This is a genomic window from Telluria sp. AZSoR62 (genome assembly GCF_058111565.1).
Genome location: NZ_JBYTST010000381.1, coordinates 1 through 261 on the forward strand (window position 1 = coordinate 1; position 261 = coordinate 261).

The 261-nt window shown below is 66.3% G+C and carries 1 protein-coding gene; it reads right to left on the bottom strand.

Annotation, left to right across the window (positions count from 1 at the left end; genetic code table 11):
* Nucleotides 1-243, bottom strand: a 243-nt coding sequence (locus AC3XQU_RS24170; protein WP_489876660.1) for a methyltransferase domain-containing protein, incomplete at its 3' end; no start/stop codon positions are given.
* Nucleotides 244-261: the final 18 nt, after the last annotated feature.

Here is a 261-nt window from a genome sequence, read left to right on the forward strand (position 1 = left end):
GTAGGCTGCGATGTTCCGGCGGAGGTCGTTGTGCAGGGAAATCCGGCGCCCCAGGGCTTGCGAATCTGCCAGGAGCTGAGCCAGGTCCGCTGGTTGGAGGTGGTGGATGACGTGGTTCGAGATGACGACGTCGAACCGGCGGCCTTCGCGGACCAGGTCGGCACTGTCCGCCTGGCGGAACCGGACTGAGACGTGGTGGTGGCGGCGTGACGAGTAGCTGTATGCCCTGGCGTCCGGGTCAATGCCGGTGACCTCGAGGAG